Origin of the sequence: Helicobacter sp. TUL, from assembly GCF_002287135.1 — a bacterium.
Lineage (GTDB): Bacteria > Campylobacterota > Campylobacteria > Campylobacterales > Helicobacteraceae > Helicobacter_F.
The window spans coordinates 1-9,489 of record NZ_NESU01000025.1; the positions used below are offsets into that span (position 1 = coordinate 1).

Annotated in this window: 11 protein-coding genes and 1 pseudogene; all 12 read right to left on the bottom strand. The window is 31.7% G+C overall.

The window, feature by feature from the left end; all coding sequences use genetic code 11:
* Positions 1-324 (bottom strand): annotated as a pseudogene (locus B9T66_RS08425) (type VI secretion system Vgr family protein); the annotation flags it as partial.
* 9 nt (positions 325-333) lie between these two features.
* Complete coding sequence (locus B9T66_RS08430) at positions 334-588, bottom strand: hypothetical protein (RefSeq protein WP_095628525.1); 255 nt, start codon at positions 586-588, stop codon at positions 334-336.
* Entirely contained in the window at positions 569-1,042 is a 474-nt protein-coding gene (locus tag B9T66_RS08435; protein ID WP_034346434.1) for a hypothetical protein, read from the bottom strand. The genes B9T66_RS08430 and B9T66_RS08435 overlap by 20 nt, the downstream gene beginning before the upstream one ends.
* A complete protein-coding gene (locus tag B9T66_RS09050) occupies positions 1,039-1,482 on the bottom strand; it encodes a DUF6402 family protein (protein ID WP_219350228.1) in 444 nt (147 codons plus the stop codon). Before B9T66_RS09050 ends, B9T66_RS08435 begins: the two co-directional genes overlap by 4 nt.
* A 216-nt stretch (positions 1,483-1,698) precedes the next feature.
* The gene (locus B9T66_RS09275) at positions 1,699-1,890 is read right to left on the bottom strand and encodes a hypothetical protein (protein WP_257874676.1); all 192 of its coding nucleotides are present in this window, start codon (positions 1,888-1,890) and stop codon (positions 1,699-1,701) included.
* A 187-nt stretch (positions 1,891-2,077) separates the two neighbouring features.
* Complete coding sequence (locus tag B9T66_RS08450; RefSeq protein WP_143429125.1) at positions 2,078-2,668, bottom strand: hypothetical protein; 591 nt, start codon at positions 2,666-2,668, stop codon at positions 2,078-2,080.
* An 807-nt stretch (positions 2,669-3,475) separates the two neighbouring features.
* Positions 3,476-3,955 carry a hypothetical protein gene (locus B9T66_RS08460; RefSeq protein WP_095628527.1) on the bottom strand — a complete coding sequence of 160 codons (480 nt, stop codon included), beginning with the start codon at positions 3,953-3,955 and terminating at the stop codon, positions 3,476-3,478.
* Between the two features lie 108 nt (positions 3,956-4,063).
* The gene (locus B9T66_RS08465; RefSeq protein WP_054198771.1) at positions 4,064-4,669 is read right to left on the bottom strand and encodes a hypothetical protein; all 606 of its coding nucleotides are present in this window, start codon (positions 4,667-4,669) and stop codon (positions 4,064-4,066) included.
* Position 4,670: 1 nt separating this feature from the next.
* Positions 4,671-4,808, bottom strand: a complete 138-nt coding sequence (locus B9T66_RS08945; protein ID WP_180763385.1) for a hypothetical protein — start codon at positions 4,806-4,808, stop codon at positions 4,671-4,673.
* Between the two features lie 394 nt (positions 4,809-5,202).
* A complete protein-coding gene (locus B9T66_RS08950) occupies positions 5,203-5,358 on the bottom strand; it encodes a hypothetical protein (protein WP_180763386.1) in 156 nt (51 codons plus the stop codon).
* Positions 5,359-6,409: 1,051 nt separating this feature from the next.
* Positions 6,410-8,641: a DUF6402 family protein gene (locus tag B9T66_RS09280; protein ID WP_257874677.1), complete on the bottom strand. Its 2,232-nt coding sequence runs from the start codon at positions 8,639-8,641 to the stop codon at positions 6,410-6,412.
* A 96-nt stretch (positions 8,642-8,737) separates the two neighbouring features.
* The coding region (locus B9T66_RS08490; protein WP_095628531.1) for a bacteriophage T4 gp5 trimerisation domain-containing protein at positions 8,738-9,489 on the bottom strand (752 nt) is incomplete at its 5' end.

The window sequence follows — 9,489 nt, forward strand, 5'->3', positions numbered from 1 at the left end:
ATTTGTGGATTTGGGATTAGCAGTCCTGCTAGTATTATGTGTAAAAGAAAGAATATTGTGTTGTGTATAGGGATTAGTAAAGCTAAATGTTGCTTGTGAATCTAAGAGCAAGTTTGGATGAAAAGAAGAATCATATACATTAGGGGTGTGTGTTAGAGAAGTAGAAGTTTTAGTTTGCGTGCTAAATACATGCAAGATATCACTATGGATACTTTCTATATATCCTTCACAAGATATAACAAAGGGAGATTGCAGACTTTCTTTAATATGGGCTTTGGTGATGGTAAAAGAGAGGGAATCTATACTCAGTTGTAGATAAGACATAGGGGTCCTTTAAATATGTTTTATCTCTATCACCTTAGCATTCTTGCTAAAGATTCTATAATCAAGTCCAAAGTGAAAGTTATTTTGGTAGTCTTGGTAATTTTGATTGATGATGTAGTATAGATTATGCTTTTTACTATATTCAATAGTCCTATTCATATCTTGTTCTATTCTTTGTGCGTCCATACTAGCAAATTTGGCAGTTATAAAATGTGGCAAGTCTTTGTATGCTTTATACATAAGATTATCTCGCCAATATTCCATTATTCATAATACTTTCTTTAAGCATTGCTCCAAGTATTACAAATGGAGAGCAAGCCATTATATCCACTAGCAATAATCCAATCAACAATGAAGTCATAACAAATATAATAATATTTTGTGTCAATCCAAAATGAATACCTGATGTGTTATTGCATAAATGAAATTTTAATAGCATTCCATAGATTTGCATTCCCCCACCACTTATAAATGTCAGCAAAATCAAAAAAATTGCCCTTATGCCTTCTTTGGTATATATAATGATTGCGTAATACAAACACACAGCTACTATTCCAAATATACAGCCAAATAAAAAACTCTTGAGAGCAAATATTTCGTAGAAAAAAACTTTTTGATTTATGTATTTCAACACAGGAAACATAATAAAGAAATAAAATACCCACCCTATTAACAAGATAAGGTAATGTGGATAGATATGAAAATAAACAAAACTCACAGCTCACCACCCTGAAAGATAATTGTCAAATCCTCATTTTTTAGAATCTCTATCACCTTAGCACTCTTGCTAAAGATTCTATAATCTAGCCCAAATTTAAAATGGGTTTGGTAATCTTGGTAGTTTTGGTTGATGATGTAGTATTTATCTTGTTGTGCTGATTGTTTTATAGTGGTTTCTGTAACATAGTGCATTGATTGCTTATATCTAGGAATATCATTTAAAGTTTGTGGAGCATTTAAAAATACAGAAGTAATTGGCACCACTGGCTTATTGTAACTTAACAAATGTTCCATTGAGCGATACTGATTAAACTTTACTTCATTATAATCCCACATACCCACAGGCTGATAGGACTGGTCGCTAAAATCAAAGCTATCATCGATATAAGCCTTTATCTGTGTGGGATATATGGATATTTCTTTTTCTAAGGTTTTCATATAGATAATACCATTTCCAAAAAAATAAGGACTATCGTGGGAAACAATATAGCAAAAAGAAAATTTAAACCTAATAAAAAATACTTTTCTTTTTTGCCTAAAAAAGCATTTTGTTTATTGTTGGAAAAAAACTTAAATAACACAAGATATATAGTAGAATAAATATTAAAAATTACTGCTCCAAGAAGCACTAAATACATAGAATCTATATCAATTTTAAAAAAATGCCACAAAATGAACTACAATATAAATGATATAAGAGATAAAACCACCAATAATCCAATAAACAATACTTCCATTTTTGAGCAACATTCTATGTATTTTGGGAATAAATGTTGTAAAAATAAAAGGCAACATTGCAGGAATCACGAGCCAAAACATAGCAACACTATAAAGAAATGCTGTCAAAATCCCCTTTGATAGAATTATAAATGAATCTACAACATTCATCAATTTAGCTTTATTTGGATTGGCATTGATAAGGGATAGACTTTTATGCTTTTGAATGTAGGAGTTACAATCCTAAAGTCTAAGCCTAAGTTACAATATTTTTGTGTGTTTTGGTAGTCATGGTTTTGGATTTTAAGCTTTAACATTATGACTTCCTTTTGCCCCTCATTTTAGCAATCACAAGAATAAGAACAGAGCCAAATATACTAGCAAGAATGACAAAAGCAATATTGCCGCTATTTGTCATTCTCGCATAGATATACGCAAAGCCTAGCAGCAAAAGCTCTGTTGCGTATAATAAGACTCCATATAGAAAGCTTTTTCTTTTAAACTCTTTGGGTATAGCTTTTATAGATATTGCTATGTCATATCGCATTAAAGTTATAATACACATAGCTATCCAAACAAGAGAAGTTACCATTAGCACCATTATCAAAGGATAGGCAAAAAAGTCTAAAAAGACATTTAAGTATGTGTAGCAGTGCATTATCCCCAAGCTAATATCAGGCTCGTTTTGATGGGGTGTGCAGCCAAGTTTGTCTATCAAGCGATAAAACGCCTCATCGACAAAAAAGGAATACATATAATAACAAATAAGCACAAAGCTAAGTGTCGCCAAAGCCCCATATATAAAATAACGATTAACATATCGCTTTAATAAACCCATACACGCCACTATAACAAAACTCGGACTACCAATACAAAAAGCAGCATAGAGAAAAATTAATAGAGCCATTTCCATTACTTTATTTTAACTCCACCAATATCTTAAATAGATTCTTTATATCCAAAGTATTTGGAATCGTAATGTTTTTGAATGTAGGACTTGTTACAAGAAAATCTAAACCTAAGTTGAAATATGTTTGCTTATCATAATTTGTTTGAAAAAGCATTAATACCTCCAAACAAGAACCATACTACTATGGATACAAAGAGAAAAAACACTCATTGGAATAATCCATAATGACAATCCATTTGAAACTAGATTCAAATGCGATTGTATAAAAACTTTCCTGACATAATATACCAAAGGTAAAGAAATGCCGCAGATATACATCGTTAATAATTCCCATTCATAAGTCAACAAGACAATCAACAATAATGTATAATAAGGGAAAAGCCAAGCAATCCAAAAAGCTTTTGAACACACAAAACTACGAAAACTCTGAAATCTTATCAAAAATACTATACATAAACACGATATGCCACCAAGAATCAATGTGGGCAATATAAAGGCATATACTAAAAACCCAAATCCATCAGTCATTATCTAGCCTTACTTTACTATAATCCTAAATAGATTCTTTGTATCCAAATCCTTTGGAATCATAATGTTTTTAAAGCCCTTGCTAGTAATTATAAAATCTAAACCCAAATTAAAGTAAGATTGTGTGTTTTGATAGTCAAGATTCCGCATTATATATCCTCATATCCTCTTAAAAAATTTTATCACATAAGGCAAAAAATTTAGCACCAATGCCACGCTACCAATTACAAAAACCAAGTAATACACCTTGTTTTGTGCCACTCCTTTTACCTTACTCTATAGCTTATAAACATTTCTTGCGAAAAAATAAAGCAAAAATAGTCCTAACACTAGAGATTCTTTGACTAAAAACCGCAAAAATGCCTTATGAGAGCTAAAAAGCAAAGATAACCCATACAGCAGTGCTATACTTGTCAACACACTAAGGACAAAAATAAAAAATCCTAAGCCAAAGCCAATGACGAAATTTTGCCCACCCTTATGCCTCTTAAATCTCTCTATACTCACAAACACGCACAATGCAAAGATTAAGCCCATTCCAGCATAATACAACACGCCAAAAATTTTTATATAAGATTGCAAGGGGTTATTCAAAAAATATAGCACCACTATACTAGCACAATACCCAAAGAATAACGGAAGTCCTACCAAGAATCTATCTTTGCGATAAAAGAATATAACAAAAAAGAGAGCAAAAATATTGAAATGATAGATAAAAAACATACCGATTGCTTCATTAGTGAAAGAGCCAAACATTAGTATGCTATTCCTCTGATGTAATATCCAAAAATGTAGAGCTATATAAAAAGAAATCTAAACCTAGATTAAAATTCTTTTGTGTGTTTTGATAATCAAGATTTCGCATTATGACTTCCTTTTACCCACCATAGATAAGATTCTATCAAAAATCTTAGTAAAAAATGGCTTGTGGTTTTTATAAAGGATATAGCTAAGGAGTGAGAGAATAATGAGAGGAAAGATTATAGCAAGCACATAGAATGTTAAGCTATCAATAGCCTCATTTCTCTCATCAATTTTAAGATAGTGTCTATCACACCACGAGTAAATATATTCCCCAATAGCATACATAATCATAAAAGAGGCAATCACAAATACAACTCCAATGATAAACGAAACTATATATCGCCATAATCTTTTTCTAAATGGAATCTCTTGTGTATCAAACTTACGAGCATAGATAATAGCATAGAGTATAAAGACAAGATGTATAGTTTGCAGGATAATAGGGATTGAAAATATTTTAAAAATTTCAAAAAAGCTGATAGTAGTTGCACCAATAAACACCCCCCATACGACCAAGTATAAAAACAATGAAGCACCAATATGCAAAGCAAGATTTACATAATGAACCTTATATCTATACAATAAAAGTGTTAGGCAATAAAAAAATAAGAAATAGTATTTAATGAATTTAATTCCATAAAACTCATAATAACTAGGACTCCACATCTCACTTCCTCATTATAATAGCAGTATCTTGTATCTGTGTATTACTAAAATCCATATCCAAAAATGCAGAGCTATATAAAAAGAAATCACAGCCGAGATTAAAGTATCTTTGTGTGTTTTGGTAATCAAGATTTCGCATTATGACTCCCTCAACATCCAAAAGCCATAGATAATGGATAGAATGATAAAAAATAATAAAAAGCCAAATTTGATACTTTTTGCTTTGCTAATTGTAGTGTGGCGATTCATATAGCTTAAAATCAAAATAGCAATCAAGCTTGGAATCAACGCTAAGGGAATTATCCAAATAAACATAAGTCTCTCCAAATTTATACTTTTTGTCAAGATAGAATACAACAAATATGCTATCATAAATCCAACTATATGCCCAAAAACAGCACCTAAGAGAAAATATAGATTCACTAAATTTCGATACTTTATAATGAATACCATAAGTAAAAGATTGCAAATAAACCACACTTGCAATACTAAATATACTATAAAAAATAAGATTTTTATACTTTCATCATTCATTATTTATTCTCTTGCAAGCTTACAATAATTCTAAACAGATTCTTGAATTTTAAATCCTTTGGAATCTTAATATTTTTGAATGTCGGACTTGTAACTAAGAAATCACAGCCGAGATTGAAATTCTTTTGAGTTTGTTGGTAATCGTGGTTTTGCATAAAACAGCCCCCTTGCATTTAACTAAGCTTATAAGATAAATAAAAGCTATTTAGAAATAGCGTGATACTAGATAAGCAAACAATGGTAAAAAAATGTTGTGTTTTATACATTCTTTTGCTCTCTTGTTTCTTGTATGCTCTATATGTAAGCAGACACATATAGCACCACACTAAGAAAAAAGACAATACACTAATACTACCAAAAATAATAGGTGCAAAAATCTTTACAAATCCTATTGTTCCCTTTCCCAATATGCAGCCCATTAAACTACCCAATACACTGCCAACTATGCCACTACATACAATGCCTATAACAAAACGCTTGTTTGCAAAAAGATGATATTTCTTATATGCAATAGTAAATATTATAAAAAGCACAATATATGCTGCGAGCCAACATATAAAAATATCAAACAATGACACAATAGCTAAAAACCCAAATCCATCAGTCATTATCTAGCCTTACTTTACTATAATCCTAAATAGATTCCTTATATCCAAAGTATTTGGAATCGTAATGTTTTTGAATGTAGGACTTGTTACAAGAAAATCTAAGCCTAAGTTGAAATATTTTTGTGTGTTTTGGTAGTCGTGGTTGTAAATAGAGTAGATGTTCATAATGTTATTCTTCCTGTAATTTCAAAACTCCAAAAACAATATAATACGCCATACAACACAAAAGAAAAGGATATAAATCCAATTGTTACGCTCTTTTTATTATTGTTTGCTATCTGCCTATTGATATAGCTGAAAATTAATATCATAATCCAACTGGGGATTAAAAGCGCAATATTGAATATGCAAAATATAGCAAATCCTCCTGCATTATGCCATAGCACTATATACGCTACAAAAAAACTCAATATATACCCTATAATAGAGCCTAAAATAAAAAATAGATTCACTAGCTTCCTATATTTAAGGATTAGCACAATAGGCACAAGGTTTAAAAGACATACTATTGTTATTTGTATGATTAGGTTCAATACAGCATCTGGGTCAAGACGACAATCGGGCGTCCCCCAACTATAATCACATACATAGAGACTATTCATTGATATTCTCCCAATGTTATAATAATCGTAAACAGATTCTTGAATTTTACATCTTTTGGAATCTTGATATTTTTAAATGTCGGGCTAGTAACTAGGAAATCACAGCCTAAATTGAAGTATTTTTGTGTATTTTGGTAGTCTTGGTTTCTCATTATAACTTCTTTGAAATCTTTTGAGGTATTTTTATCTCTCTCCACAAAAGGTAATTTATTTACTATATCAACAGCATTATCATAAATAATTCTTTGATATTCACTAGTTTTAGTCAAGAAACTAATTTTCTCATAATCCCAAGCACCTACAAACTGCATAGGTTGGTCTCTAAAATCAAAGCTATCATCAATATAAGCTTTTATCTGTGTGGGATAGATAGCTATTTCTTTTTCATTGATTCTCTCTACTTCAAAACTATCTAGCACATAATAGATTTGGAATTTACCAGAGAGGGCATAAAGAGCTATGGCTTGATTAGACTTTTCCTCAAAGCTTAGTTTGTATTCTAGTCCAAAGTCTATATCAGAGATACTATAATATTGCATATGGTGTCTCATCAAATCCTTTGGTGTGAGTGAATCCATATCTTTTTGAGCTTGTGCTAAGGACATATCATTAGCTTTAATAGAAAAGATAGTATGGTTTATATCTTCATATTCTATATCAAGTGCAGTAATGGTGTGTGTCTTAGAATCGATATTTTTACTAATGCTTTTTGGCATTTTAGCTCCCTTTGGATTACTTGCTATGGCATTAAGATTAGCGACTACTTGCATATTTGAGGCTGTTTTATTATGCAAAGCTTGATATAGTATATCGCTTTTGCTACACATAAAGCTTTGCATTGAATGTAAAAAGTTTAATGTGAGAATCTTGCTTTGATTTTTATATTTTCCTGTCGGCATACCTGTTGTTTGGATATATATCGGCTCTATTTGAATATTTAACATTTCTTTTTCTAAGTTTTTCATCAAAGGAAACTGCATATAGAATCTATCCCAATCTAGCTCTACATAAAAGGGTATCATATCGCCACTTGCGTTGAGTCCAATATGCTTTTCTTTATATTTTTTGCGAGAAAAATTATAGCGTTGTTTATAGGCTTCAAAATCTTTATGTATCCTTTGTTGTTCTTGATAGGTTTTGTCTGCTATATCCTTATATTTTCTAACTATCTCTTTTAGTTCAATTCTCGGTAACACCTCTTTGACTATCTTTTGCATTGTCGCATTAGGGATAGATTCCATAAAGTCTGGGGAGTGAGAATCTATATAGATAAGCTCACTTAATTCTTTAGCATCGCTTGGATTATCATGCCATAGCCTTTGGCATATATAGCTTACTCCCCAGCCTAGTGTAGCTATATTATCTTGTCTTGTGTATGCCCTTAGAGTTTCAGCAAGAGTGCAATCAATGGTGATTTGTGGGTAGTCATTGAGGTGGATTATACGGCATACTTGCCAATTTGGCTCATATTTATAGGCAAAGATAGCTATGGCAACTTGTTGCTTACTAGTTTCAAAGCTTGTAGGAATAGTGATTGTTAAAGTTTTGCCTTTATAGAGAGATTCCAGTTCTTGTGTGTTGTTTTTGAAGTCTTTTATAGTATAGGCAGATTGGTTAGAGAAGTAGGCATTGTTGTCTTTATCTTGTAGGATTTGCTTTAACTCTGAAGGTATGTTGTTTATAGTAGGATTGAGGGTTGTTTTATTTAAGGGGTTATATGTTTTAGAATCTTTTTGTTGAAGCAGGGATTGTTCCTTTTCATTAAGTATTTTATATGCCCACTTAATCTCACTTTCTTGTGCTTTGCTAGTATCGATACTCGCAGTGAATGTGAGAGTGTCGCCTCGTTTATAGAAATTTTTAGTGATGATTTCATTATTGGCGTCTTTGAGTGTGATTGTTTGTGGCTCTAGCTTGATTTGCTGCACTGCAAAGTTATCAAGCTTCCCTCTAAATCGTAACTCTAAAGGCTTCTCTCGTCTTTTCATGGAATTTAGAATGATTACTCTATCTTGTATGGGATATTCTTGATAGTCTTTGTGTATGAGTTTTGCTCTAAAAGGTTTTAGATGTTGTGTAGATTCTATCTCAAAGGAAGCTATGCCTTGAGAATCTGTCTTTGGATTTTGTCCTAGATTGCTATTTTCTAATTGTATTTCTGCATTAGGGATAGGGGTAGTAGCATCACTTTGCAAGGCTTTTATTTCAAAAGATATTGTTTCACTCATTATATATTTCTCTTTATGATAGTTTGGGTATTATAGCTTATTTCTCTATACACTTTTGATTCCTTTAATATCATTCTCTCTGTATTGCTTGTTATCTCACTCACTCTTAACCTCCCCGCCTTTAACTACTAAACCTTTAGAATCTATGACTACCTCCACGCCTCCTGCTTTGATGATGACAGAATCTGAAGTAGCCGTTATGGTGGTATCGCCCACTTGGTGGGTTATTTGATTGCCAGCTGTAGCAGTGAGATTGCTTTTTGATTCTATATCGGTATTATCAGAAGTGAAAGAAAGCTCTTTTTGTGTTTCAAAGGAAGTGGATTCATTGCCAGAGAATAAAATAGTATCTATGGCATTGACATTAATATGGGATTGTGTGCTTATGTTTATTTCTTTTGTGCTTTGTATATCTAATGTTCCCTCTATTATCTCTTCACTATTGCCCTTAATTATTGTATGTGAATCTTTCCCAATAGTAGTATTTTTACTCCCCCCAACCTCCACACTCCTATCTCCCCCAACAACCTCACTACTATCCTTAGCTACTCTTAGACTATGACTTGCTCCTACATTAAGGCTATTGCTTAATCCTACTATAGTATCTTTACTTAAGGCTACATTGGTTAAATATTCTCCTCCTATAGTAACATTTTTAGCTAAGCCTATGGTTTGGGTATGAGCTTTAGTAATAGATTCACTATAGCTTCCTTGCACTTTAGAATCTTTATTGTTGTGTATAGTTTGAGAGAAATTATTATTTATAGATTCTCTATAGTCTTTTTGTGCTCTTATATAGATTTCTTCATTATCTTTGAGGTTAGAGAAACATAATTGATTATAACCAT

What these genes read in the sequence shown, in the direction of transcription:
- B9T66_RS08430 (WP_095628525.1), bottom strand. Translation starts at nt 588, where the DNA reads ATGGAATATTGGCGAGATAATCTTATGTATAAAGCATACAAAGACTTG.
- B9T66_RS09050 (WP_219350228.1), bottom strand. Translation starts at nt 1,482, where the DNA reads ATGAAAACCTTAGAAAAAGAAATATCCATATATCCCACACAGATAAAG.
- B9T66_RS08450 (WP_143429125.1), bottom strand. Translation starts at nt 2,668, where the DNA reads ATGGCTCTATTAATTTTTCTCTATGCTGCTTTTTGTATTGGTAGTCCG.
- B9T66_RS08460 (WP_095628527.1), bottom strand. Translation starts at nt 3,955, where the DNA reads ATGTTTGGCTCTTTCACTAATGAAGCAATCGGTATGTTTTTTATCTAT.
- B9T66_RS08465 (WP_054198771.1), bottom strand. Translation starts at nt 4,669, where the DNA reads ATGTGGAGTCCTAGTTATTATGAGTTTTATGGAATTAAATTCATTAAA.
- B9T66_RS08945 (WP_180763385.1), bottom strand. Translation starts at nt 4,808, where the DNA reads ATGCGAAATCTTGATTACCAAAACACACAAAGATACTTTAATCTCGGC.
- B9T66_RS08950 (WP_180763386.1), bottom strand. Translation starts at nt 5,358, where the DNA reads ATGCAAAACCACGATTACCAACAAACTCAAAAGAATTTCAATCTCGGC.
- B9T66_RS09280 (WP_257874677.1), bottom strand. Translation starts at nt 8,641, where the DNA reads ATGAGTGAAACAATATCTTTTGAAATAAAAGCCTTGCAAAGTGATGCT.